Consider the following 24,608-nt stretch of genomic DNA (forward strand, 5'->3'; position numbering starts at 1 on the left):
CCGGTTCTCCTCCAAAGTAGTGCGCCGCTGCGACAACGCACTCCTGTTTGCCGCAAGTGCGCCCTTGACGCGGATACGGATGGTAAGGAAAGCGTCATCCCTCGCGCAGGAGGTTTCGCGGCGCGTCGAGGGGGGAGGCGGCGGATGTGACGACGATCGAGGTCGACGAGGACGAACACGGCCCCTGGACGGTCTTCCGTGTCCAGGGCGAGCTGGACCTGGTCACCTCCCCCCGGATACGCCGCCGTGTCCACGACGCCGTCGCGGGCGGCCGTCACGACCTGATGATCGACCTGACCGACGTGCGGTTCTGCGACTCCAGCGGCGTCGGCGTGCTGATCGCCTCGCGCCGGCTGCTCCGCTCCTGTGGCGGGCGGCTGCGGCTGATCCTCCCCGAGGAGCGGGACGACCGTCGCGGGCACGTCGACCGGGTGCTGTCGGCGCTCGGTGTCCGCCGTCTCTTCGACGTGTACGAGGACCTGCCGGAGGCCCTCACCGGGGCGTGCCGAAGCGCTCCCTGAGCCGGTACTTGAGCACCTTGCGCAGGGTCTCGTTGCGGGGGAGCGCGTCGACCACCTCCAGCTGCTCCGGCAGCTTGTGGACGGAGAGCCCGGCCTCCCGCAGGAAGGCCGTGACCTGGGGAAGGGCGAGCGGGGCGGCGCCCGGGGGCTGTTCGACGACGGCGCAGACGCGCTCGCCGCGCTCGGCGTCGGGGAGGCCTATGACGGCGGCGTCGCCCACGTCCGGGTGCCGGTGGAGGAGGTCCTCGATCTCCTTGGCCGAGATGTTCTCTCCCTTGCGGATGATGATGTCCTTGATCCGGCCCGTGAGGACGAGGTGGCCGCTCGGTGTGAGGTGCCCGACGTCGCCGGTGACGAGGAACCCGTCCTCGTCGAACGCGGCGGCGGTCTGTGCCGGGTCCAGGTAGCCCCGGCAGACGGCCTCGCCGCGCAGCCGGACCTCGCCGTCGCCGGTGATCCGGATCTCCATGCCGGCGGGCGGCCGGCCCTCGGTGGAGGCGAGGTTGTCGACGGTGTCGTCGGGGGCGCCCATCGTGATCATGGGGACCTCGGTCATGCCGTACCCGTGGGTGAGCTGGCAGCCCAGCTCCTCGCGCACCGCGTGGTAGATCTCGGGCGGTTTGGGCGCTCCTCCGCCGGCGAGCAGGCGGAGGGTGGGGATGACGGGCTTCCCGGGCTGCTTGCGCTGCTCGGCGAGGAACATCGAGTAGAAGGCGGTGGAGCCGCCGGCGACGGTGACGCCGTGCCGGTTGTACTCGTCGAGGGCCTCCGGCAGCGCGAACTGCTCGAACATCACGGCCGGGAACCCGTACAGCAGGAGCATCACCGTGTAGTCGGGCCCGGCGATGTGCGCGTACGGGAAGGCCATCGAGCCGACGTCCCGGTCCGTCAGGTGCAGGGCGTGGGCGAGGCAGGAGCCGCCGGCGAGGAGCGAGCGGTCGGTGTGCAGGACGCCCTTGGGGTCGGAGGTGGTGCCGGAGGTCCAGTAGATCCAGCGGACGTCGGTGCCGGAGGCGGGCGGGGGAGGCAGGACGGCGGGGTCGCCGTCCGGAAGGTCCGCGTAGGCCTCGAAGATCCCGCGCGCGCCGAGCCCGCGCGCCATCTCCGCATGGTCGAATCCACGCCAGGTTCCGGGGACCGCGAAGTACTCGGCCCCGGACTCGCGGAGCGCGAATCCGACCTCCTTGTCCCGGTAGAAGGGGATCACCGGGGTCTGCACGGCGCCGAGGCGGGCGAGCGCGAAGGAGAGCACGGCGGTCTCGATGCGGGTGGGCAGCTGCCAGGCGACGACGGTGCCGGGGCGCACCCCCCTGCCGTACAGACCGGCGGCGCAGCGCTCGGCGCGCTCGCGCAGGCCCTCGAAGGTGAGGACGCGGTCGCCCTGGAGGAGGACGGGCCGGTCGGGGGTGAGGGCGGCGCGGCGTTCGACGAGCTCCCAGAGCGTGCGGGACTCGCCCAGGGCGTGTGCGGTCTCGTTCATCCCGTACTCCTCCTGGCTGACGTTCCGTCAGATGGTGCGGTGAGCGTAGAGGTCCGGCGCTTGTCGGTCCAGGGGTCCGGGGCTAGCCTGATCCCGTCAGATCTGACGGGTCATCAGAAACGGGAGAAGGCTCCATGCCGGAACTGCCCCGCATCATCAGCGTCGACGACCACGTGATCGAGCCCGCCCACCTCTTCGAGACCTGGCTCCCGAAGAAGTACCGCGACCGCGGGCCCCGGCCCCTCACCGCCGGCATCGGCGAGCTCGCCTACGTCGCCGGGAAGTACCAGATCACGATGGACCCCGACGGCCCGCCCACCGACTGGTGGATCTACGAGGACCTCAAGTTCCCGTACAAGCGCAACATCGCCGCCGTCGGCTTCGACCGCGACGACATGACCCTGGAGGGCATCACCCGCGAGGAGATGCGGCGCGGCTGCTGGGACCCCAAGGCCCGGCTCGCCGATATGGACCTCAACCACGTCGAGGCCTCCCTCTGCTTCCCCACCTTCCCCCGCTTCTGCGGCCAGACCTTCGCCGAGGCCCACGACAAGGAGGTGGCCCTCGCCTGCGTCCGCGCCTACAACGACTGGATGGTCGAGGAGTGGTGCGGCGACAGCGGCGGCCGGCTCATCCCGCTCTGCATCATCCCGCTCTGGGACATCGGCCTCGCCGTCGCCGAGATCCGGCGCAACGCCGCCCGCGGCGTCAAGGCCGTCACCTTCTCCGAGATCCCCACCCACCTCGGCCTGCCGTCGATCCACTCCGGCTACTGGGACCCCTTCTTCGCCGTCTGCCAGGAGACCGGCACCGTCGTCAACATGCACATCGGGTCCAGCTCCCAGATGCCCGCCGCCTCCCCCGACGCCCCGCCCGCCGTCCAGGCCTCCCTGAGCTTCAACAACGCCATGGCCTCGATGATGGACTTCCTCTTCAGCGGCGTCCTCGTGAAGTTCCCCCGCCTCAAGCTCGCCTACAGCGAGGGCCAGATGGGCTGGATCCCGTACGCCCTCGAACGCGCCGACGACGTGTGGGAGGAGCACCGCGCCTGGGGCGGCGTCCGCGACATCGTCCCCGAGCCGCCCTCCACCTACTACTACCGGCAGATCTTCTGCTGCTTCTTCCGCGACAAGCACGGCATCGCCTCGCTCGACGTCGTCGGCCGCGACAACGCCACCTTCGAGACCGACTACCCCCACGTCGACTCGACCTTCCCGCACACCAAGGAGGTCGCCCTCGACCACGTCCGGGGCCTCGACGACGAGACGGTCTACAAGCTCATGCGCGGCAACGCCGTCCGCATGCTCGACCTGGGGATCGTCTGATGGACCTCTCCTGCACCGACGAGGAGGAGGCCTACCGCGCCCGCCTGCGGGAATGGCTCGCCGCCACCCTCCCGGGACTCCCCGAGCGGCCCGACCCGCTCGACTGGCCCGCCCGCCGCGCCTACGACTGCGGCTGGCAGCGCCGCCTGTACGACGCCGGATGGGCCGACACCCACTGGGACGCCTCCCCGACCCAGCGCCTCATCTTCCTGGAGGAGACCGAACGCGCCGGCGCGCCCTACGTCGGCGCCAACTTCGTCGGCCTCCTGCACGCCGGACCCACCGTGGCCGCCGAGGGCACGGCCGCCCAGCGCGCCCGCTGGCTGCCGCCGATCCTGCGCGGCGACGAGGTCTGGTGCCAGGGCTTCAGCGAGCCCGACGCCGGATCGGACCTCGCCTCCCTGCGCACCCGGGCCGTCCGCGACGGGGACGCGTACGTCGTCACCGGACAGAAGATCTGGACCTCGCACGCCGAGGTCGCCGACTGGTGCGAACTCCTCGTCCGGACCGACCCCGAGGCGCCCTCCAAGCACAGGGGCATCACCTGGCTCGCGCTGCCCATGGACGCGCCCGGCGTCACCGTGCGGCCCCTGCGCACCCTCGCCGGATCGACCGAGTTCGCCGAGGTGTTCCTCGACGAGGTGCGGGTGCCCGTCGGGAACCGCGTCGGCGACGAGAACGACGGCTGGCGCGTCACCATGGTCACCCTCTCCTTCGAACGCGGCACCGCCTTCGTCGGCGAGGTCGTCGCCTGCCGCCGGCTCCTCGGCGAACTCGCCCGCACCGCCCGGAAGAACGGCACCTGGGACGACCCCGTCCTGCGGCGCCGGCTCGGCAGGCTCTCCGCCGAGTTCCAGGCGCTGTGGCGCCTCACACAGGCCGACGTGAGCGAGGCCCAGGCCACCGGCGGGGTCCCCGGCGCCGGCGGCTCCGTCTTCAAACTGCACTACTCGCACGCCCGCCAGGAGCTGTACGACGCGGCCGCCGCCGTCCTGGGCCCCGACGCGCTCGACCTCGGCCGCGACTGGACCCTCGACCGGCTGTCCTCGCTCTCGTACACCATCGCCGCCGGCACCTCCCAGATCCAGCGCAACATCGTCGCCGAGCGGATCCTCGGCCTGCCGAAGGGACGGTGACCCGTCATGGACTTTCGCCTCACGGAGGACCAGCGGGCGCTGCGGCGAGGCGTACGGGAGCTTCTCGCGGGCCGCTTCGACCGGGAGGCGCTGCGGGCGGCCGTCGCCGCGCCCTCCCCGTCCCTGGACAGGGGGCTGTGGAGGGAGCTGGGCGCGGCCGGGTTCTTCGCGCTGCGGCTCCCGGAGCCGGACGGGGGCGTCGGGCTCGGGCGGCCCGAGGCCGTCCTCGTCTTCGAGGAGGCCGGGCGGGTGCTGCTGCCGGGGCCGCTCGTCGCGACGCACCTGGCCGCCGGGACCGTGCCGGGGGCGGCGGACGGGTCCGTCGTGGTGACCTCCGCGGCGGAGGGCCTGGTGCCGTGGCTGGACGAGGCCGATGTGGTCCTCGGCGACGTCACCGGGGCCGTGCCGATGCGGTCGGTCGATCCGCTGACGCCGCTGCACCGGGTGCCGGCGTCCGGGGAAGCGGCGCCGGAGGCGGTGGGGGAGACGGCGGACGCGGTGGCGGACGCGGTGCTCCTCACCGCCGCCGAGCAGGTCGGCAGTTCCGCCGCGACCACCGACGCGGCCGTCTCCCACGCCCGGACGCGGTCCCAGTTCGGTCAGGTCATCGGGGGGTTCCAGGCCGTGAAGCACCTCTGTGCCGGGATGCTCGTGCGGACCGAGCTCGCGCGCGCCGCCGTGTGGGCCGCCGCCGTCACCGGGGATCCCGTCGAGATCGCCGGGGCCAAACTGCTCGCCGACGAGGCGGCGGTCGGCAACGCGCGGGACTGTCTCCAGGTGCACGGCGGGATGGGCTTCACCTGGGAGGCCGACGTGCACCTGCATCTGAAGCGGGCCTGGGTGCGGGCCGAGCTGCGGATGCCGGCCGCCCGGGCCGAGGAGGCGGTCGCCGCCGGACTGTAGCGCTGAGCGCGCGAGGCGTCACGGAATGTCGATATCGGGTTGTGTCCTTCGGCGGGGCCGTCACGGCCCGGAGTCGGCCTCCGCCTCCGGTACGCTCCGTGGGATGCGCGTGCTCGATGGCCCGGATCGTCCCGGTGTCGCCCCTGGGGCGGCCCCGCGACCCGGACTGCCCGCCGCTCGCGCCCGGCGTTCGACTCCCCGCAGCGTGCGTCGCACAGTATGGACCACGCGTACTCCTTCGCGCTGGAATATGCCCGAAGCGCTTGTTGCGGTGACTGTACGTCAACCATGCTGTCCCACAAGGAAATCACGTTCCGTAAAGGTGTGTCCGCCGGTTCGGATGGTGTGAGCGGTGCAGGTGCTTCAGGTTCAGTTGGAGGTCGGGCCGGACCCGGCCGAGGTGGGACGAGCCCGGAGGTGGGCCCGGTCGCGGCTCGCCGGCTCGGGCATAGGGGACGACGAGCCGCTCACCGACACGCTGGTGCTGCTCATCTCCGAACTCGTGACCAACGCCGTGGTGCACACCGGCTGCCCGGCCGTGCTGCGGATGCTGTTCCCCGCGGAGGGCAGCGGGGTGCGGGTCGAGGTCGCCGATGCGAGCGACCGCCCGCCACGGCCCCGGCACGCGGAGGGCGACGACACCAACGGGCGCGGCCTGGAGCTGGTGGACGGCCTCGCGGACCGGTGGGGCTGGCAGCCGGAGGGCGTCGGCAAGAGCATCTGGTGCGAGGTCGACCGGGTCGCGCCCGTGACGCCGTTGCCGGTGGTCCGGTCGCCCGGACGGGTGCACTGTTGACGATTCGTTCCGTTTTGCCCACTCTGGGGTGAGCGATTCGTGGCGAGGGGAGCCGAGGGCCGTCGCCCTCGGCCTGTGCGGGTCGCGGCCGGGTGGCGGCGGGCCGTGCCGTGCTCGGGGCGCGTGCGAGCGCGCCGCCGCCCGCGCGAGTCCCGCGCGTCCTGCGATGTCCGGGGCGTCCGGGGGGTCCGTGACGTCGTGGGATGTCCGTGACGTCACGGGAGGTACGGGGTGTCCGGGGTGTCCGGGGTGTCAGAGGATCGCGACCGGGGCCACCGGTGTTCCCGTGCCGCCGACGAAGGGCTCGGGCATCGCGGAGAGCAGGAAGGCGTAGCGCCCTTCTTGTGCACAGGCTGTGGACAGAGACTCCAGATTCCAGTTCTGCCCCTGGAGCATGCCCATCTCGACCAGATCGAGGGCGTGCACGGGCAGCCAGAGGTCCTCGATCTCGGGCGGGAAGATCTCGAAGGTGAGCGTGTCGTTGGCGACGGCCGCGACGTCGTGGGCGTGGAACCACTCCGGGGTGCGCACCGAGAGGCCCGGTGACGGGAAGGCGTACCCGTGCCGGTCCCCGGCCAGGTACAGCTGGATCTGCCCCGTCCGTACGAGCACGACGTCCCCGGCCCGTACCGTCACGCCGCCGAACTCGGCCGCCTCGTCGAGGTCCTCGGGCGTCACGGCGTGGTCGCCCGGCAGCCGGTCGACGCCCTTCGCGGCGGCGACGTCCAGGAGGACCCCCCGGCTGACGATGTGACGGGCCGTGTGGATGCCGCTGAACGCGGAGCGGCCGTGCGGGGTGACCGAGGCGGCGGGGCGGCCGTTGTAGATGCGGCCCGAGTGGGAGACGTGCGTCAGGGCGTCCCAGTGGGTGCCGGCCTGGAGGCCCAGGGTCACCGCGTCGTCGCTGGTGGCGACCGTGCCGGGGCCGAAGATCTCCTGGTTGACCTGGACCATCACATGGAGCGGGTTGACCCGGCCGGGGATCATGCCGGTCTGCACGCCGTCCTGCTTGAGGTCGACGGCGAGGGGGACGCGCAGACCGGTGCGGACGGTCGTGGCGGCCTCCCGCACGACCTCGTCCGTGACGAGGTTGAGCGTGCCGATCTCGTCGTCCTGGCCCCAGCGGCCCCAGTTGTTGACGCGCTCGGCGATCTCGTGGAAGGCGGCGGGAAGAGACATCGGGGCCTCCGGGGTCTTGTTTTCCGGTATCTGACGGACCGTAGAATCCTGACGACGAACGAATCTAACGGACCGTCAGAAACTGCGGGAGGGGCCGGGCATGGGGAACTTCTTGGCTGGCAAGGTCGTCGCCGTGACGGGGGCGGGGCGCGGCATCGGCCGCGCCGTCGCCCTCGCGTGCGCGGCGGAGGGCGCGAAGGTCGTCGTCAACGACTACGGCGTGTCCATCGAGGGCGGCGAGCCGACCTCGGAGGTCGCCGCGTCCGTGGTGAAGGAGATCGAGTCGGCGGGCGGAGCGGCGGTGGCGGTCGCCGACGACATCTCCACGATGGCCGGCGGACAGCGGATCGTCGACGTGGCCCTCGCCGAGTACGGGCGGATCGACGGGGTCGTGTGCGTCGCCGGCATCCTGCGCGAGCGGATGCTCTTCAACATGTCCGAGGAGGAGTGGGACCCGGTCGTCGCCACCCATCTGAAGGGCACCTTCACCGTCTTCCGGGCCGCGTCCGCGGTCATGCGCCGGCAGGGCACCGGCACGCTCATCGGCTTCACCAGCGGCAACCACCAGGGGTCCGTGGCCCAGGCCAACTACTCGGCGGCGAAGGGCGGCATCATCTCGCTCGTCCGGAGCGCGGCCCTTGGCCTCCACAAGTACGGCGTCACCGCGAACGCCGTCGCGCCGGTCGCGCGCACACGGATGTCCGCGAACGTCCCCATGGAGCTCAAGGAGATCGGCGAGCCCGAGGACGTCGCGGCGCTCGTCGTCTACCTGCTGAGCGAGCGGGCGCGCGAGGAGCGGATCACCGGCCAGGTGTACACGATCGCCGGGCCGAAGATCGCGGTCTGGGCCCAGCCGAGGGAGCTGCGCGCCGGATACGCGGAGGGCGGCGCGTGGACCCCCGAGCGCATCGCGGACTTCCTGCCGGGGACCGTGGGGACCGACCCCATGCCGATGCTGGCCCGCCTGGAGGAGATGGCCCGGGCCGCCGCCGCGGGCGAGCGCCCCAACGCGGGGAAGGAGAACGGATCGTGAGAGGCGTCGTCTTCGACGGGAAGCAGGTCCGGGTCGTCGACGACCTGGAGGTGCGGGACCCCGGCCCCGGCGAGGTGCTCGTGGCGATCGCCGCTGCCGGGCTCTGCCACAGCGACCTGTCCGTCATCGACGGGACCATCCCGTTCCCCCCGCCCGTCGTCCTCGGCCACGAGGGCGCCGGGGTCGTCGAGGCCGTGGGCCCGGGCGTCGGCCACGTCGTGCCCGGGGACCACGTCGCCCTGTCCACGCTCGCGAACTGCGGCGCCTGCGCCGACTGCGACCGGGGCCGGCCGACGATGTGCCGCAAGGCCATCGGGATGCCGGGGCAGCCGTTCTCGCGCGACGGGCAGCCGCTGTTCCAGTTCGCGTCGAACTCGTCCTTCGCGGAGCGGACCGTCGTCAAGGCCGTGCAGGCCGTGAAGATCCCCCGGGACATCCCGCTGACCTCCGCCGCCCTCATGGGCTGCGGCGTCCTCACCGGCGTCGGAGCCGTACTGAACCGGGCGAAGGTCGCCCACGGCGACACCGTCGTCGTCATCGGGACCGGCGGCATCGGTCTCAACGTCCTCCAGGGCGCCCGGATCGCGGGCGCGCCGACGATCGTCGCCGTCGACACGAACCCGGACAAGGAGGAGGTGGCCCGGCGGTTCGGGGCGACGCACTTCCTGACCTCCACCGACGGCGTACGGGAGATCCTGCCCACCGGCGCCGACCACGTCTTCGAGTGCGTCGGCCACACGGGCCTCGTCCGGACCGCGATCGACCTCCTCGACCGGCACGGCCAGGCGGTCCTGCTCGGCATGACCGCGCCGAAGGCGGAGGCGAGCTTCCCGCCCGCCGCGATGTTCCTGGACAAGTCGATCCTGGGCTGCCGGTACGGCTCCTCGCGCCCCCAGAAGGACATCGCCCTCTACGCGGGGCTGTACCGCTCCGGAGCGCTGCTCCTCGACGAGCTGGTGACCCGGACCTACCCCGTGGAAGACTTCGCCCGCGCGGCCGAGGACGCGGAGCGGGGGAAGGTGGCGCGGGGGGTGCTGACCTTCTGAGCGGGACGCGCGTTCCGCGCGGGTGGCCGCCTCAGGCGGTGGCCGTCCCTCAGGCGGACGGCGCCCCTCAGGCGGAGGCCGCCCCCGTGCGGAAGGTGCGGCGGTAGGACGTCGGCGTCACACCGATCGCGCTCATCAGGTGCACCCGCAGCGACTGGGACGTGCCGAAGCCGGCGTCCTGGGCGACCCGGTCCACCGGCAGGTCCGTGGACTCCAGGAGGTGCCGGGCCCGCTCGACGCGCTGCTGGGTGAGCCACTGGCCGGGGCTGATGCCGACCTCGTCGCGGAAGCGGCGCGTGAAGGTGCGCACGCTCATCGCCTCCTTCTCCGCCAGGTCCCGCAGCTGGAGCGGCTCGTGGAGGCGGGCCAGCGCCCAGGCCCGCGCGGTCGTCGTGGTGTGGGTGCCGGCCTCCGGCAGGGGCCGCTCGATGTACTGGGCCTGGCCGCCCTCCCGGTGGGGCGGGACGACCGTCCTGCGCGCCACGTCGTTGGCCACGGCCGTGCCGTGGTCGCGGCGCACGATGTGCAGGCACAGGTCGATCCCCGCGGCGACTCCGGCCGAGGTCAGGACGTCGCCGTCGTCGATGAAGAGGACGTCCGCGTCGACCCGCACGGTCGGGAAGAGGCGCTGGAAGTGCTCCGCGGACGCCCAGTGGGTGGTGGCCGGGCGACCGTCGAGGAGGCCCGCGGCGGCCAGCACGTACCCGCCGGTGCAGATGGCGACCAGTCGCGTGCCCGGCCGGATGCGCGCGAGCGCCGCCGCCAGGTCCTCCGGGAGCCTGCCCTCGTCGTGGACCGGTCCGAGCTCGTACGAGGCGGGCACCACGACCGTGTCGGCGGTGGCGAGCGCCTCCGGGCCGTGCTCGACGACGATCGAGAAGTCGGCGTCCGTCCGCACCGGACCGGCCGCCGGGGCGCAGGTCACGATCTCGTACAGCGGCCGCCCGTCGGGGTCCTTCGCGCGGCCGAAGATGCGGTGCGGAATGCCCAGCTCGAAGGGCAGGATGCCGGGCAGGGCGAGAACGGCGACGCGGTGCGGCGACGGCACGGGCAGCGCCCCCTTCGTAAATTCAGTGGTGGTCCAGACCACACGCTGGTAGCTCTACTTGTCCGTGACGGACAACACGTACAAGTCTGAGGCCACCGGGCTGATTCCCGCCCCGGTCGAGCCGCCCGCGCTGTGGAACCGTAACTTCCGGCTCTTCTTCGTCGCCCGGGGCGTCGCCGTGTTCGGCGAGGGCATGGTCCCGGTCGCCTTCGCCGCCGGACTCCTCGGGGCCGGCCACTCCGGCTCCACCGTCGGCTACGCCCTCGGCGGCTGGACGGCCGCCTTCGCGACCTTCGTGCTCTTCGGCGGCGTCCTCGCCGACCGGTTCACCGCCCGCCGGATGATGATCCTCGCCGACCTGCTCCGGCTGCCCGGAGCCGCGGTCCTCGCCGTCTCCTTCACCCTCGGCAGTCCACCGCTGTGGACCGTGTACTCCCTGTCCGTGCTCAGCGGCGTCGGCGCCGCCCTCTTCCAGCCCGGCGTCGCCTCCACCATCCCCCGCATCGCCCCCGACGTGCAGCGCGCCAACGCCGTCCTGCGCGTCGCCGAGGCCCTCATGACCATGGCGGGACCGGCCGCCGCCGGCCTGCTCGTCGCCGTGTGGAACGCGGGTGCCGCCTTCGCGGTCAACGGGGTCACCTTCGCCGTCAGCGCCGTCTGCTTCCTGCTGATGCGCCTCGCCCCGATCCCCTCCGACACCGCCCGGCGCGACTCACTCGGCGCGGAACTCGTCGGCGGCTGGCGGGAGTTCCGGTCACGGAGCTGGCTCTGGGGCGTCATCTCCATCTGGACGGTGTACGGACTGACCGTCGCAGGACCCATGGTGCCGCTCACCGCGAGCCTGGTCACCGAGGACCACGGCTCGGCCGCGTACGGCGTGCTCATGGCCGTCAACGGCGCCGGCAGCGCCGTCGGCGGCCTCCTCGCGATACGGCTCCGCCCGCGCCGGCCCCTCGCGGCGGGCGCGGTGGCGCTCACCGGCCTCCCCGTGAACCTGCTCCTGCTCGGCCTGGGCGCCCCCGTCGCGGCCCTCGGCGCGGGCCAGTTCATCGGCGGGGCGGCCTTCGCCTTCTGGCTGGTCATGTGGTCCACCTCGGTCCAGACGCACGTCCCGCAGGAGGCCCTCAACCGGATGCACGCCTACGACGTGGCCGGCTCGCTCCTGATGATGGGCGTCGGCCGCACCCTGTCGGGTCCGGTGGCCGCGGCGGTCGGCACGGAGACGGTCCTGCTCACGGGGGCGGGCATCGCGGTCCTCGTGGTGGCGGCGCTGCTGGTGGTGCGACCGATCAGGACCCTGCCGAGGGCCTGAGCGGACAGGGCCGTGTCCCGATCCTTTGGAAACCTGTCATTCGGGCCAATGGTCGGGCCCGGGGCGGACCGGGATGCTCAATGGCATGGCCCAGACAACCGAGACGGTTCCCCTCGCCCCCGCGGGACAGCCCCGCACCCCCCGCGTCCACCGCGCCTGGTTCGTCGCGGCGGTCACCTTCGTCACGATCATCGGCGCCGCGGCCTTCGCCTCCCTGCCGGGCCTGCTCATCGAGCCGCTGCACGGGGAGTTCGACTGGTCGCGGGGCACGATCGGCTTCGCCGTCTCGGTGAACCTGGCCCTCTACGGCCTCACCGCCCCCTTCGCCGCCGCCCTCATGGACCGCTTCGGCATCCGGAAGGTCGTGGCGGTCGCCCTCACGATCATCTCCGCCGGATCGCTCCTCACGGTGTGGATGACCGCGGCCTGGCAGCTCGTCCTCTACTGGGGGGTCCTCGTCGGCCTCGGCAGCGGCTCCATGGCCCTCGCCTTCGCCGCGACGGTCACCAACCGCTGGTTCGTCGCCCGCCGCGGCCTGGTCACCGGCATCCTGACCGCCGCCGGCGCCTCCGGCCAGCTGATCTTCCTGCCGCTGCTGTCCTGGCTGGTCGAACACCACGGCTGGCGCCCCGCCGCGGTGACGGTCTCCCTGGCGGCCCTCGCCGTCGTCCCCTTCGTATGGCTGCTGCTCCGCGACCACCCCGCGGACGTCCGGCTCGCCCCCTACGGCGGGGAGTACGCCGACAAGCCCGCCCCCGTCACCGGCGCCGCCCGGCGCGCCGTGACCGTCCTCCTCAAGGCCGCCCGCACCGGCCCCTTCTGGCTCCTCGCCGGCTCCTTCGCGATCTGCGGCGCCTCGACGAACGGCCTGGTGAAGACACACTTCGTGCCGGCCGCCCACGACCACGGCATGCCCGTGACGGCCGCGGCCGGACTCCTCGCGGTGATCGGCGTCTTCGACGTCGTCGGCACGATCGCCTCCGGCTGGTTCACGGACCGCTTCTCCCCGCGCCGCCTGCTGGCCGTCTACTACGCCCTGCGCGGCGTCTCCCTCCTCTTCCTCCCCATGCTCCTGGCGCCCTCGGTCCACCCCCCGATGCTGTTCTTCATCGTCTTCTACGGGCTCGACTGGGTCGCCACGGTGCCGCCGACGATCGCCCTGTGCCGCGAGCACTACGGCGAGGACTCGGCGATCGTCTTCGGCTGGGTCCTCGCCTCCCACCAGGTCGGCGCGGCGGCGGTCGCCTTCGCGGGCGGGGTGGCGCGGGACGTCTTCGGCACGTACGACGTCGTCTGGTACGCCTCGGGCGCGCTGTGCGCGGCGGCGGCGCTGATGGCCCTGGTGATCCGCGTCCCCCGCACACCGGACGCCCTCCCGCCCACGCCGTGACGCCACCGGCGCCCGTCCGTACCCGCGCCCGGCGGGGCGGTGCCCCGCTGCCCGTGTGGGCCTCCGCCCACGCCCGTGTGGGCGCCTCGGGCCGCTGCCCGTGTGGGCAATCGTCCCGCTGGGGCGGGACGGGTGGGCACACGGGACGGCGCCTTCTCGCGGCGCCTCCGCGTCCCGCGCCTGGACCAGCACCACGTGCACGCCGCACCAGGTGGTGCGGGTCAGGGCGCGGGAGCCTAGGCCCGGCACGGGGCGCCGTCCGTTGTGCCCACCCGTTCCGCCCCAGCGGAACGATTGCCCACAACGGGCGGGGCGAAGGTCCACAACGGGCGGGGCGAGGCCCGGGACGGGCGGCTACGGGGTGAAGGATCCGAAGCGGCCCTGGTGGAACAGGAGAGGGGCGCTCTCCCGCTCCGCGCCCAGGCACTCCACCCGCCCCACCACGATCAGATGGTCCCCGCCCGTGTGGACCGCGGTGATCGCGCAGTCGATCCAGGCGGGCGCGCCCGTCAGCCGGGGGGAGCCGGTGGCCGGGGCCGGGGTCCAGTCGACGCCGGCGAACTTGTCCGCGCCGCTGACCGCGAACGACCGGCACAGCGGGCCCTGCCCGGCGCCGAGGACGTTGACGCAGAAGGTCCCGGCCGCCGCGATCCGGGGCCAGGTCGTCGAGGTCCTGGCGACCATGAAGGCGACCAGGGGCGGGTCGAGGGAGAGGGAGGCGAAGGACTGGCAGGCGAAGCCGGCCGGTCCGTCCGGGTCGAGGGCCGTCACGATCGTGACGCCGCTGGCGAAGTGCCCGAGGACCCGGCGGAACTCGCCGGGATCGACGGGCGCCCGCTCGTCCTCCCGGACCGCGCGCAGGGCGGGCCGGGGCAGTGGTTCGACGGCCGTCGGTGCACCGGCCGCTCTCAGGTGTCGGACGGCGGTGGCCGCCATCCCCGCGTGTCCCATCACACCGTCCATTGAAACTGACGATGCGTCAGATAGGAACCCCTCGGGGACGACGACCACGCCATCCGGTCCGCGGTCAGCAGTCAGCGGTCAGCGGTCAGGCCGCGACGGCCCCCGTCGCCACAGCCGTCGGCGGCCCTGGACACGCCGAAGACCGGGCATCCGCCCCCACCACCGGTGCGAGCGGGCGCGCGGCTATCTCCCCTCGTACCGCGCCTCCCGCCGCTCCACGAAGCTCGCCACCCCCTCCTGCGCGTCCCGCGTCGTCATGTTGATCTCCTGGGCCGTCGCCTCCGCCGCGAAGGCGGCCGAACGGTCCACGTCCAGCGACGCGTTCACCAGCTGCTTCGTCAGGGCCAGGGCCCGGGTCGGGCCCTGCGCGAGGCGTTCGGCCCAGTCGCGGGCCGTCTTCGCCAGCTCGTCCGCGGGGACGACCCGGTTCACCAGGCCCATCTCCTTCGCCTCCGCCGCCCCCACCGCGTCGCCGAAGAACATCAGCTCCTTCGCCCGCCGCGGCCCGATCAGCCGCGGCAGCAGGTACGCGCCGCCGCCGTCCGGGACCAGGCCCCGCCGTACGAACACCTCGATGAAGCGGGCCGAGTCCGCCGCGAGCACCAGGTCGCAGGCGAACGCGAGGTGCGCCCCGATCCCGGCCGCCGTCCCGTTCACCGCCGCGATCACCGGTTTCTCGCAGTCCATCACGGCGCCGATGAAGCGCTGCGCGCCGAGCCGGATCATCCGCGCCACGTCCCCGGCGACCCGGTCGCCGGTGGACGGCGCGCCCCGCAGGTCCGCGCCCGCGCAGAAGCCGCGCCCGGTGGCCGTCACCACCACGCAGCGCACGTCAGGATCGGCGGACGCCTCCGCGAGGAGGGCGATGATCCGCTCCCGCTGGTCCCAGGTGACCGCGTTCATCGCCTCGGGGCGGTTGAGGGTGATCCACGAGACACCGTTCTCGACGGTGTGCAGCACGTCGGACACAGGAGCTCCTATCGGCAGACCGCGAGCGCGTCCAGGGCCACCGCCCCCTGCCCGCGCGGCAGCACCATCAGCGGGTTGATGTCGAGTTCGGCGAGGTCGCCGTCGAGTTCGAGGGCCATGCGCTGGACCCGGAGCACGACCTCGACGAGCGCGTCGACGTCGGCCGGCGGCGCGCCCCGTACGCCGTCGAGCAGGGCCCGGCCGCGCAGTTCGTCGAGCATCGACCGGGCCTCGTGCTCGCCGAACGGCGGGACGCGGACGGCGGTGTCGTTCAGGACCTCCACCAGGACCCCGCCGAGACCGACCGTGACCGTCGGCCCGAAGAGCTCGTCGTGGGTCACGCCCACCACCATCTCGACCCCGCGCCCGACCATCTGGCAGACGAGGATGCCGTCGAGGTCGATCTCCTCGAAGCGGGCGATGTCGGTGAGCTCGCGGTACGCGTCGCGGACCTGGCTGGCCGAGGTCAGCCCGACCTTCACCAGGCCCAGTTCCGTCTTGTGGGCGAGCTGGGCGCCGGAGGCCTTCATCACGACCGGGTAGCCGACGAGCCCGGCGGCCCGGACGGCCGCCGCGGCGCTGGTGACGAGCTGCTCGCGCGGCACCCGTATCCCGTACGCCCGCAGCAGCTGCTTCGCCGCGTGCTCGCTGAGCCGCCGGCCGGGCCGCAGGAGGGCCTGCGCCTTGCGGAGGGACGGGGAGGGGGTGCGCGGCGCCTCGTCGAAGGGGGAGCGGTAGGCGGCGGTGAAGCGGTGGTGGTCGAGGTAGGCCTTCACGGCCCCGATGCAGTTGGCGAAGGTGCGGAAGGTGGCGACGCGCGAGGAGCCGAGGAGGGTCGTGCGGTACGCCTCCTCCGTGCCGACCGGCGAACCCCACACCACGCACACCAGCTTGTCCGTCGCCTCGGCCGCGTCGACCAGGTCCTGGGCGAGCTTGTCGCTCATGGGCGGGAAGGGGCCGGTGATGGGACAGATGAGCACCCCGACCGACGGGTCGGCGAGGATCGCGTCGATGATCTTCCGGCCGCGCCAGTCGCCCACCGGGTGTCCGCCGTTGTCGACGGGGTTGGCGACGTTCAGGTACTCCGGGATCCACTGGTGGAGCTCGTCCTGCTTGGCCTGGTGGAGGGTGGGCAGTGCGAGCCCGGCCGCCGTGGCCAGGTCGGCGAAGTGCGCCCCCGTACCGCCGGAGATGGAGTAGACGACGACCCCGTCGGCCTGCGGCCGGCGCGCGCGGGCGAGGAGCGCGGAGGTGTCCTGGAGCTGGTCGAGGCCGTCGACCCGGATCACCCCGTACTGCCGCATGGCCGCGTCGACGACCCGGTCGGCGCCGGTGAGCTTGCCGGTGTGGGAGGCGGCGGTGCGGGCCCCGGTCTCGGTGCGGCCGACCTTCACGGCGACGACCGGGACGCCCTCGCGCGCGGCCCGGTCGGCGGCGAGGAGGAAGGACCGGCCGTCCTTGAGCCCCTCGACGTAGCAGGCGATGGCCCCGACCTCGGGGCGCCCGGCGAAGTACGAGAGGAAGTCGGCGGTCTCCAGATCGGCCTCGTTGCCGGTGGGCGCCCAGTGGGAGAGGCGGACGCCGAGCTCCTGGAGGGTGAAGACGGGCCGCCCCTGGTGGCCGGACTGGGTGATGAGGGCGACGGCGGGGCCCTGGAGGTCGTCGCGGAAGCGCTCGAAGGCGTTGAGGTTGGTGTTGGGGCCGAGGAGGCGGAGCCCGGAGCGGCGCACGGCGGCGGCGAGGCGTTCCTGCGCGGCGGCGCCGGCCTCTCCGGTCTCGGCGAAGCCGGAGGCGAAGGCGACGGCGAACTTCACCTTGGTCTCGGCGAGTTCCTCGATGACGGGCAGCGGGTCGGCGACGAGGAGGACGGCCAGGTCGACGGGTTCGATGAGCGCGCCGACGGACGGGACGCAGTCGATCCCGAAGACGCTCGTACGGGTCGGGTGCACGGGCACGAGCCGGGCGCCGACCCGCTCGGCCCAGGCGAGGAGCTGCCGGGTGATGCCGGTGTTGGGGCGGCCCTCGGCGTCGGAGGCGCCGACGACCGCGACGGACTCGGGCCGGAAGAACCGGTCGAGGTCGGGGACGGGGGCGTGCAGCGGCCGTCCGCTGACGTCCACGTCGCCGGCGACGGCGGTGACGCCGTGCACGGTGTCCCTCGGCGTCTCCCCGCAGGCGACCACGCGGGCGCGGAGATCGTTGGTGAAGGTGCCGTGTGTCGATCCAAGCATGTGTGTGTCGCCCGCCCTTCACCCATCCGTATACACCTGACGATCAGTCAGATTACAGAACTGACGCTCAGTCAGGAATGGGTGTGCGTGCGAAAGCGGGATCCGGCCGCCATCCGGGGGTGTGCGTCCGATCGTCCCGGCGCCCGCCCGGGACCGGAAGGCTTCGTACAACCCTTCGGTGCGCCGGGCCGTCTCACCCCTGGACAGCGCTTGCCCGCGTCCGCCGCCACCGCCCTGGGGAGACCTTGAACCGCACCAGCCGCACCCGCACCACCGGACCGCGCGGCCGCCGCCGCGCGCTCGGCACGGCCCTGGCCGTGCTGGCCTCGTCCGCCGCGCTCGCCGGCGTCACGGCGGCACCCGCGCAGGCCGCCGGCGTCACGCCGAAGCCCCGCGCGGTCTTCACTGAGTACAAGGACGTCGACGGCGTCCGCCACAGCAGCATCGTCACGGTCAACGCCGACGGCGGCGACCGCCGCGTCCTCGTGCCGAGCGGACGCGGACTCCCCGCGGCGGAGATCACCGGAGTCACCTACTCGCCCGACGGTCTGCGGATGGCGTTCATCAGCAACGACGGCTACGGCGACATCTGGGTCGCCGACGCCGACGGCAGGAACGCCACCCCCGTCCGCATGGACGTCGACGAGCCGGACGGCTGGCTCGACGGCCTCGACTGGACGCCCGACGGCAGGCAGCTCTACCTGAGCTTCCGGGGCAAGCCGGGCCACGACCGGCTGCGCATCATGCGGATCAACCTCGACGGGACCGGCCTCGACTACGTCTTCGCCACTCCGGAGCGGACCTGGGACACCCAGGTCGACGTCGCCTGGGACGGACGCGTCACCTTCCTGCGCGGCAGTACCGTCCACGTCTGGGACCCGCGCAAGGGCGGCGCCCCGCAGCCGCTCACCCAGGGGCTGCACCCGACGTTCTCCCCGACCGGAGACCGGATCGCCTTCGCGGCCTACGTCGACGGGTCGTACGACGTCCGCGCCCGCGTCCTGGACGGCGGCGGGGAGTACTCGCTGACCCGCGACCAGAACGTCATGTTCCCCGAGTGGTCCCCCGACGGCTCCCTCGTCGCCTACCTCTCCGGCGGCACGGAGCAGCAGGCCACCGTCAGCGCCTCCGCCGCGCCCGGCAGCACCCCCAAGGTTCTCTCGGCCCCCGGCACCACCGCCTCCGACCTCTCCTGGGTCACCCCGCGCGGCTGGAACCCCCACGGCACCTTCCGCCGCGACTACAGCGCCGACGGCCTCGCCGACCTCTTCGCCTCGAACGCCGCGGGCGACCAGATCTTCTACGCGGGCACGGGCATGGGCGTCCTCGAACCCGGGCGGAAGTCCGGCTGGGGCTGGAAGGGCTACCGCTTCACCGCCGCGGGCGACCTCGACGCCGACGGCCTGCCCGACGTCATCGGCCAGGCGCCGGACGGCGGTCTCTGGCTGCTCCCCGGGGAGAAGTACTCCGGCTGGCTCGGGAACAAGGTGCGGATCGGCACCGGGTGGAAGGACCTCCGGCTCACCGGTGTCGGCGACATCACCGGCGACGGATTCCCCGACGTGCTGGCGATCGACCCCGCGGGGATCCTCTGGCGGTACGCGGGCGACGGCCGGGGCGGCCTCCAGGCGCGCGAGAAGGCCGGTTGGGGCTACGGCGGTTACCGCCTCACGGGAGTCGGCGCGCTCTCGGCCAACGGCTACCAGTCCTACCTGGGCCAGGCCCCGAACGGCGACCTCTACCGCTACGAGCGCGGCGGCCGGTACAAGATCGGCCACGGCTGGAAGGGCCTGAACCTGACCGGAGCCGGCGATCTGGGGAGGGACGGCACGCCCGACGTGATCGCGATCGACGCCGCCGGTGTCCTGTGGCGGTACGACGGTGACGGCAAGGGCGGTCTGAAGCCCCGGGTCAAGATCGGCTGGGGCTGGAAGGGCCTCAGCGCCTTCTGACCGGTCGCGCCGGGCCCTGACCGGTCGGGTCGGGCCCCGGGGCTGGCAGGCGCCCCGTCCCGGGTCTCCCGTGGCGGGGCGCCGCCGCGCCCGCCCGGGTCCGGCCGTCAGCCGGTCTTCGTCCGCGCGATCCGGCGGGCGATCCGCTCCGCGTCGAGGGCCATCTCGCGGAACATCCCGCTGATCGGGTTGGTGAACCCCGTGAAGTACAGCCCCGGCGCCTCGCGCGGGCTCCGCGCCCCGTGCGCCACCGGCAGCCCGCGCCCGTCGAGCACGTCCAGGTGCCCGAGCAGCGGCTCCAGGGCGCGTCGGTAGCCGGTCGCCGCGATCACCGCGTCCGGGGCGATCCGGCTGCCGTCCGCGAGGAGGACCTCCCCGCCCTCGAAGCCCTCCACGGCCGCAACGACCTCGACCTTCCCGGCGCGCACCGCGTCGACCAGGCCGACGTCCTGCACGGGGATCGCGCCCTCCCGCTGCCGGGTGGCGAGGCCCTTGTCCGGCCGGGGCAGCCCGTGCGCCGTGAGGTCCGGCGCGGCGAACCGGGCGAGCAGCGCGCCCATCCCGTCGACCACCGCCACCGGCAGGCGCCGCACCAGGATGCCGGAGCGCTGGGCGGGCCAGCCGAGCGTCGTGCGGCGCACGAGGTGCGGGACGGTCCGCACCGCGAGCCGCACCCGGGCCGCGCCGCCGTCGGCCAGGTCGGCGGCTATCTCGGCGCCGGTGTTGCCGATGCCCACGACGAGCACGTCCCTGCCCTCGTACGGCCCGGGGTTCCGGTACGCGCGCGCGTGGACGAACTCGCCGTCGTACGTGCTCCGCCCCGGCCACTCGGGCAGGTGCGGGGTGTGGTTGTAGCCGGTGGCCACCACCACCGCGCGCCCGGTGAGCCGCCGCCCGCCGGTGGCGTGCAGGACCCACTCCGCGCCGTCCCGCTCGATCCGATGGACCTCGACGCCGGTCACGATCTCCAGCTCGTGCTTCTCCGCGTACGTCTCCAGGTAGCGGACGACGTCGGCGCGGGCGACCCAGCGGCCTGAGGAGCGGGGGATCTTCAGGCCCGGGAGTGCGGACAGCCGCCGGGTGGTGTGCAGCCGCAGCCGGTCGTAGTGCGCGCGCCAGGAGGCGCCGACGGCCTCGGACTTCTCCAGGACGACGGCCCGGACGCCCCGCGCGCGCAGGGCGGCGGCGACGGCGAGCCCGCCGGGTCCGCCGCCGATGACGTACACGGGGTGGACGGGAGGTGCGGGGGGTGTGATGGCCATGAATGCTGAGCGTAATGACGTGTACACGCAGTGGGTCTCGGGCGAGAGGGGATTTCGGTTGCGAATCGGTCACGCGGGGGCGCCGGTCGGCCCGCGCCCGCCCCTCGCGACCGGGGCTGCCCGGCCCGCGCCCACCCCTTGCGGCCGGGGCCGGTCTGCGCTGAACTGACGTACCGTCAGATCACCTTCACCGGGAGGGTCCGCATGCAGACCGTCTGGCTCACCGGCGCCGAATGGCTCGCCGTCCTCCGCATCGGCCTCGGCCTGTGGTGGCTGGAGAGCTGGCGCCACAAGGACAAGAAGGGCTGGTTCGAGCGCGGCACCGGCATCGCCTGGGCGGCGGACGTCGCCGGCAAGCACAGATGGGCCGCCGTGAAGACCGGCTTCGACACCGTCGTCGCCCCGCGCCCCAAGCTCATGGCGTACGTCGTCGTCTACGCCGAACTCGCCCTCGGCCTCGGCCTGATCGCCGGCTTCCTCACCCCCGTCGCCCTCGTCGGCGGCCTCCTCCTCAACCTCCTCTACCTGGTCCTGATGATCCACGACTGGGCCGAGCAGGGGCAGAACGCGATGATGGCGCTCATCTCCCTCGTGGCCCTCCTCGCCCTGTCCTGGCAGACCTGGTCCCTCGACTCCGCGATCGGACTCTTCTGATGACGGCCACCCCGGCGGCGAACCTCCCGGACGTCGACGCCTTCACCCGCCCCTACTGGGACGCCGCCGCCGAAGGGCGGCTCCTGCTGCGCCACTGCGCCGCCTGCGACCGCGCCCACCACTACCCGCGCGAGTTCTGCCCCTACTGCTGGAGCGAGGACGTCCGCTGGGAGCGGGCGAGCGGCCGCGCCACCCTCTACACCTGGTCCGTGGTGCACCGGAACGACCTCCCGCCCTTCGGCGACCGCGTGCCGTACGTCGCGGCCGTCGTCGACCTCGCCGAGGGGCCGCGCATGATGACGGAGGTCGTGGGCGTGCCGGAGGAGGACCTCAGGATCGGGATGGAACTGGAGGTCGCCTTCCGCCGGGAGGGGCCGGACGGGGACGTCGCCGTCCCCGTCTTCGGCGCCGCTCAGACGGGCGAGACGTTCCGCCAGAGCTGACGGAGATCGCCCGCGTCGCAGGTGGACATCATCATGAACGGGGGCCCGGCCACCAGGCACTGGCCGTTGCCCACGTTCATGAGGGTCCGCCCGTTGGCCGTCGTGGCCTGGATGCGCCACGACTGGTCGCTGGAGCCGTCGCAGGCGGCGGCGGTGCCGCCGACGGTCCCGTTCGGGTCGAGGCAGTGGCCGCTCTGCCGGTTGACCAGCCGGAAGGTGCCGTTCGCGCCGGCCTTGTACGTCCAGCCGTACCAGACGGGCCTGCCGCCCTGCGCCGAACCGCAGTCGTAGGTGTTGACGAAGACGCCGTAGCCCGCGTTGTACTCGCCCATGCAGGTGCCGTCGGACGCGTTCTTCAGGGAGTACGTCCCCGTGGGCGTCGAGCTGGTGGGCGGCGGAGGAGCGGGCGCGTGGGTCGTCGGCTTCGGGGTGGGACGGGTCGTGGTGCCGCCGGAGGAACCGGAGCCGGAGCCCGAGCCGCCGCCGGAGCTGGAACCGGAGCCCGAGCCGGAGCCGCCGCCGGAGGAGCTCGCACCGCCGGACGTGGTGGTCCCGCCGCCGGAGGACGTACTCGAACCGCCACCCGTCACGGAGCCGCCCCCGGCGTCGCCGGAGCCGCCGGACAGCGTGCCGCCGCCCCCCGCGACGCCGCCGCCGGAGGCGTCGGCGGGCGGGGCGGTCGACCCGGTCGGCGGCTTCTTCGACGGCTTCCCGGACGGCTTGGCCGAGGGCTTGGCCGACGGCGTCCCCGTCCCCGTCGAGGGCGGTACGGAAGCGGGCTGCGAGGCCACCGAGGACGGGGGCGACGAGGCCTCGGGGGCGGCGCCCAGACGGCCGATCTCGTACGGGCCGAGGGCGACGGTCAGGGTGGTGCCGGTCGCCACGACGACGGGCACGGCGAACATCACCAGCTTGTTCCGCCGCCACCGGGGCGTGTCGGGGGCCGCCTGACCGGTGACCGCCAGCGGGTCGGGGGAGGCGGTCGCGGGCTCCTTCGGGGCCTGCGGGGTCAGCGCGGCCGTCGCCACGTCCCGGGCCGGATCGGTCCGCTCCAGCTCTTCGAGCTGCTCGGCGGTCGGCGCCCCGGCGGCGAAGGCCGCGCGCGCGGCGATCCGCGCGGCGACGGCCTCGGGCCAGACGGCGCCCGCCGCGCCCTCCTCGGTGAGCGCGACCAGCTCGTCGGCCGTCGGCCGGTCCGCCGGATCCTTGGCGAGACACTTCCGTACGAGCTCCGCGAGGTCGGGGTCGCCCTCGGTGAGGCGCCCGAAGTCGGGCTCGCCGTGGACGACCCGGTAGAGGAGGTCGGGCCCGGAGCCGTCCCCGAAGGGAGGCCGGCCGTTCGCCGCGTACAGGAGCAGGCTGCCCAGGGCGAACACATCGGCGGCGCCGGTCAGCTGCCGGTCGGCGACGGCCTGCTCGGGCGCCATGTAGGCGGGCGTGCCGATGACCATGCCGGTCTTGGTCAGCCGGCTCTGGTCGGCGGCGCGGGCCACGCCGAAGTCGATGAGCGAGAGGCCGCCGCCGGTCAGCATCACGTTGGACGGCTTGAGGTCGCGGTGCACCATGGCGGCGCCGTGCACCACCCGCAGCCCGGCGGCGGCCTCGCGGAGGAGCCGCCACAGGGCGCCGCCGGAGAGCGGACCGGCGTTGAGGCGGATGGCCTCGTTGAGGGTGATGCCGGGGATGAACTCGGTCGCGAACCACGGCGGCTTCGCTGTGCGGTCGCTCGCGAGGAGCCTGGTGTTGGCGCCGGCCGGCAGCCGGGCCAGGTTGTCGAGCTCGTGCCCGAAGTGGCTGAGGAAGTCGGGGTCCTCGGCGAGCACGGGAAGGACCCGCTTCACCGCCGCGAACTTCCCCGGGACGGCGCCGAGATAGACCCGCCCCATGCCGCCGGACCCGAGCACACCGAGCAGTCTGAACGCCCCGATCTGACGAGGATCGCCCGACTCCAGCGGCATTGCCCCGCTGCCGCGCAAACTGTCCGAACTCGATTGGTCTTCCGGTTCCCCCTGCATGGGCCACACAGTAACGGAGCGGGTGTACGACCTGAATGGAGGTCAAGTGGTCGTTGCGAGGCTGTTGTTGGGGGAGCAACGGAAGGTGAGCGTCCTGGGATTCCGGTGGCCGTTCGGGTGCGGTCCCACCAGAAGTCAACGAAGCAGCCCCACCCCCAGGGCCCCACGCCCCCCCGGGCCGCGCGCTACCGCGCCCAAGGCGCGGACAGCAGGTCGGCGACGCTGCGCCGGTGCCTGCCCTCCGGGGCCTCTCCCGCCGCCTTCCCCAGCGCGATCATGGACACGATCGCCCAACCCGCGCTCGGCGCCAGCTCCTTCGTCAGTCCCTCCAGGTCGAAGGCCCGGAACTGGTGCGACGCGAGGCCCAGCGCCTCTGCCTGGAGCGTCATGTGGGCGACGGCCTGGCCCAGGTCGTAGTCCGAGAACTCGGAGTACAGCAGCTCCGAGTCGCCCACATGCCGTTGCGTCAGCGTGACGACCAGCAGCCCCGCGTTCGTCGCCCACCGGGCCGAGCTGGGCGCGAGGTGGCGGACCACCCGCTCGTGGCCCTCCTCGCCCGGCCGGCTCGTGAAGAACCCCCACGGCTGCGAGTTCCCGGCCGACGGCGCCCACCGCGCCGCTTCGAGCAGCAGACCCAGGGAACGGTCGTCGACGGCGCCCGACGGGTCGAACTGGTACGGGCTGAACCGTCCCGCCAGCAGGGGATGGATGGCGCCCGACCGTTCCGGATCACGTTGCATGTTCCGGCCAACCCCCCTGCCCCACAGGCCTATTCCGCCGGCCCCCGTCCAGGGGGGATTCCATGATTCCGGGGTGGGGCCGCCCCCACCCCCGGCCGGGGGGGCGGGGGGGGGGCCGCCGGCCCCCCCCCCCCGGGGCCGGGCCGCCCCCAGCCCCACCCCCACCCCCACCCCGATACGGGTCGACCGCCCGAGCCGGGGAGCCCCCCC

At 73.5% G+C, this 24,608-nt stretch carries 21 protein-coding genes; 12 read left to right on the plus strand and 9 right to left on the minus strand.

Annotated features, from left to right (window positions below):
• Positions 1-146 precede the first annotated feature (146 nt).
• Positions 147-521 carry an STAS domain-containing protein gene (locus ACFV2S_RS25835; protein WP_385563585.1) on the plus strand — a complete coding sequence of 125 codons (375 nt, stop codon included), beginning with the start codon at positions 147-149 and terminating at the stop codon, positions 519-521.
• Here the strand turns inward: ACFV2S_RS25835 and ACFV2S_RS25840 are convergent.
• A complete protein-coding gene (locus ACFV2S_RS25840; protein ID WP_385563588.1) occupies positions 493-2,001 on the minus strand; it encodes a class I adenylate-forming enzyme family protein in 1,509 nt (502 codons plus the stop codon). The two genes, ACFV2S_RS25835 and ACFV2S_RS25840, sit on opposite strands and share 29 nt — an antisense overlap.
• 134 nt (positions 2,002-2,135) lie before the next feature.
• Between ACFV2S_RS25840 and ACFV2S_RS25845 the strand changes: the two genes are divergently transcribed.
• The 4 genes from ACFV2S_RS25845 (at position 2,136) to ACFV2S_RS25860 (ending at position 6,161) form a co-directional block, all read left to right on the plus strand.
• Positions 2,136-3,326 (plus strand): amidohydrolase family protein, encoded by a 1,191-nt coding sequence (locus ACFV2S_RS25845; RefSeq protein ID WP_385563591.1) that lies wholly within the window; start codon positions 2,136-2,138, stop codon positions 3,324-3,326.
• Complete coding sequence (locus ACFV2S_RS25850; RefSeq protein WP_385563594.1) at positions 3,326-4,462, plus strand: acyl-CoA dehydrogenase family protein; 1,137 nt, start codon at positions 3,326-3,328, stop codon at positions 4,460-4,462. Before ACFV2S_RS25845 ends, ACFV2S_RS25850 begins: the two co-directional genes overlap by 1 nt.
• Positions 4,463-4,468: 6 nt before the next feature.
• Positions 4,469-5,365, plus strand: coding sequence for an acyl-CoA dehydrogenase family protein (locus tag ACFV2S_RS25855; RefSeq protein ID WP_385563597.1), 897 nt, complete (start codon positions 4,469-4,471; stop codon positions 5,363-5,365).
• Between the two features lie 352 nt (positions 5,366-5,717).
• Positions 5,718-6,161: an ATP-binding protein gene (locus tag ACFV2S_RS25860; RefSeq protein ID WP_385563600.1), complete on the plus strand. Its 444-nt coding sequence runs from the start codon at positions 5,718-5,720 to the stop codon at positions 6,159-6,161.
• Between the two features lie 252 nt (positions 6,162-6,413).
• Here ACFV2S_RS25860 and ACFV2S_RS25865 read toward each other — a convergent pair whose 3' ends face one another.
• A complete protein-coding gene (locus ACFV2S_RS25865; protein WP_385563603.1) occupies positions 6,414-7,340 on the minus strand; it encodes a cyclase family protein in 927 nt (308 codons plus the stop codon).
• A 100-nt stretch (positions 7,341-7,440) separates the two neighbouring features.
• Between ACFV2S_RS25865 and ACFV2S_RS25870 the strand changes: the two genes are divergently transcribed.
• The gene (locus tag ACFV2S_RS25870) at positions 7,441-8,373 is read left to right on the plus strand and encodes an SDR family NAD(P)-dependent oxidoreductase (RefSeq protein WP_385563606.1); all 933 of its coding nucleotides are present in this window, start codon (positions 7,441-7,443) and stop codon (positions 8,371-8,373) included.
• The gene (locus ACFV2S_RS25875; RefSeq protein WP_385563609.1) at positions 8,370-9,419 is read left to right on the plus strand and encodes a Zn-dependent alcohol dehydrogenase; all 1,050 of its coding nucleotides are present in this window, start codon (positions 8,370-8,372) and stop codon (positions 9,417-9,419) included. Before ACFV2S_RS25870 ends, ACFV2S_RS25875 begins: the two co-directional genes overlap by 4 nt.
• A 67-nt stretch (positions 9,420-9,486) precedes the next feature.
• Here the strand turns inward: ACFV2S_RS25875 and ACFV2S_RS25880 are convergent, their stop codons facing one another.
• Complete coding sequence (locus tag ACFV2S_RS25880) at positions 9,487-10,473, minus strand: GlxA family transcriptional regulator (RefSeq protein WP_385563775.1); 987 nt, start codon at positions 10,471-10,473, stop codon at positions 9,487-9,489.
• Between the two features lie 52 nt (positions 10,474-10,525).
• On the opposite strand from ACFV2S_RS25880, the gene ACFV2S_RS25885 reads away from it, so the two are divergent.
• Both ACFV2S_RS25885 and ACFV2S_RS25890 read left to right on the plus strand, forming a co-directional pair.
• Positions 10,526-11,779 (plus strand): MFS transporter, encoded by a 1,254-nt coding sequence (locus tag ACFV2S_RS25885; RefSeq protein WP_385563612.1) that lies wholly within the window; start codon positions 10,526-10,528, stop codon positions 11,777-11,779.
• 85 nt (positions 11,780-11,864) lie between these two features.
• Positions 11,865-13,169 carry an MFS transporter gene (locus ACFV2S_RS25890; RefSeq protein ID WP_385563616.1) on the plus strand — a complete coding sequence of 435 codons (1,305 nt, stop codon included), beginning with the start codon at positions 11,865-11,867 and terminating at the stop codon, positions 13,167-13,169.
• 354 nt (positions 13,170-13,523) lie between these two features.
• On the opposite strand, the gene ACFV2S_RS25895 is transcribed toward ACFV2S_RS25890, so the two are convergent.
• The 3 genes from ACFV2S_RS25895 to ACFV2S_RS25905 all read right to left on the minus strand — a co-directional run bounded on the left by ACFV2S_RS25895 (position 13,524) and on the right by ACFV2S_RS25905 (position 17,332).
• Positions 13,524-14,132 carry a flavin reductase family protein gene (locus tag ACFV2S_RS25895; protein WP_385563619.1) on the minus strand — a complete coding sequence of 203 codons (609 nt, stop codon included), beginning with the start codon at positions 14,130-14,132 and terminating at the stop codon, positions 13,524-13,526.
• A 183-nt stretch (positions 14,133-14,315) separates the two neighbouring features.
• Complete coding sequence (locus ACFV2S_RS25900; RefSeq protein ID WP_385563778.1) at positions 14,316-15,035, minus strand: enoyl-CoA hydratase/isomerase family protein; 720 nt, start codon at positions 15,033-15,035, stop codon at positions 14,316-14,318.
• 74 nt (positions 15,036-15,109) lie between these two features.
• Positions 15,110-17,332 (minus strand): acetate--CoA ligase family protein, encoded by a 2,223-nt coding sequence (locus tag ACFV2S_RS25905; protein ID WP_385563621.1) that lies wholly within the window; start codon positions 17,330-17,332, stop codon positions 15,110-15,112.
• 245 nt (positions 17,333-17,577) lie between these two features.
• Between ACFV2S_RS25905 and ACFV2S_RS25910 the strand changes: the two genes are divergently transcribed.
• A complete protein-coding gene (locus ACFV2S_RS25910; protein WP_385563624.1) occupies positions 17,578-19,284 on the plus strand; it encodes a hypothetical protein in 1,707 nt (568 codons plus the stop codon).
• Between the two features lie 107 nt (positions 19,285-19,391).
• Here the strand turns inward: ACFV2S_RS25910 and ACFV2S_RS25915 are convergent, their stop codons facing one another.
• Positions 19,392-20,546: a flavin-containing monooxygenase gene (locus ACFV2S_RS25915; RefSeq protein WP_385563627.1), complete on the minus strand. Its 1,155-nt coding sequence runs from the start codon at positions 20,544-20,546 to the stop codon at positions 19,392-19,394.
• A gap of 204 nt (positions 20,547-20,750) precedes the next feature.
• Between ACFV2S_RS25915 and ACFV2S_RS25920 the strand changes: the two genes are divergently transcribed.
• The gene (locus tag ACFV2S_RS25920; RefSeq protein ID WP_385563630.1) at positions 20,751-21,200 is read left to right on the plus strand and encodes a DoxX family protein; all 450 of its coding nucleotides are present in this window, start codon (positions 20,751-20,753) and stop codon (positions 21,198-21,200) included.
• Positions 21,200-21,643 carry a Zn-ribbon domain-containing OB-fold protein gene (locus ACFV2S_RS25925; RefSeq protein ID WP_385563633.1) on the plus strand — a complete coding sequence of 148 codons (444 nt, stop codon included), beginning with the start codon at positions 21,200-21,202 and terminating at the stop codon, positions 21,641-21,643. Before ACFV2S_RS25920 ends, ACFV2S_RS25925 begins: the two co-directional genes overlap by 1 nt.
• Here ACFV2S_RS25925 and ACFV2S_RS25930 read toward each other — a convergent pair.
• Entirely contained in the window at positions 21,613-23,547 is a 1,935-nt protein-coding gene (locus ACFV2S_RS25930; RefSeq protein ID WP_385563636.1) for a protein kinase, read from the minus strand. The genes ACFV2S_RS25925 and ACFV2S_RS25930 overlap by 31 nt on opposite strands.
• Before the next feature lie 296 nt (positions 23,548-23,843).
• Positions 23,844-24,398, minus strand: a complete 555-nt coding sequence (locus ACFV2S_RS25935; protein WP_385563639.1) for a nitroreductase family protein — start codon at positions 24,396-24,398, stop codon at positions 23,844-23,846.
• Positions 24,399-24,608 lie beyond the last annotated feature (210 nt).

It is taken from the genome of Streptomyces sp. NPDC059695 (assembly GCF_042733785.1).
Lineage (GTDB): Bacteria > Actinomycetota > Actinomycetes > Streptomycetales > Streptomycetaceae > Streptomyces.